The sequence below is a fragment of the Acinetobacter sp. GRABPA_MV_2 genome, assembly GCF_056725885.1.
The window spans coordinates 1-203 of record NZ_JBWZNA010000088.1 but is presented as its reverse complement, the minus strand read 5'-3'; the positions used below and the strand labels follow the sequence as shown (position 1 = coordinate 203).

The window sequence follows — 203 nt, the reverse complement described above, 5'->3', positions numbered from 1 at the left end:
AATATTTTTGGTATTGGGGTGATCAATGCTGACATTGCAGCGAGCCAGTATAAAGATGAAAACGGTTACTCTACCTTGCTGGGTTTAGAAGGGCGCATCAGTAAGAACATTTCATTTAACACCAGTTACCGTAAAGTATTTGATAACTATTTTGACCTAGCCCGTGTGTCTCAAGTGAGATATTTAAAAGATAACCAGATCAA

General features: G+C 37.9%; 1 protein-coding gene. It reads left to right on the top strand.

The features are described 5' to 3' along the window. Positions 1 to 203 (top strand): hypothetical protein (locus tag ACXM0J_RS18935; RefSeq protein ID WP_479750759.1); only part of this gene is annotated, 203 nt, incomplete at both ends.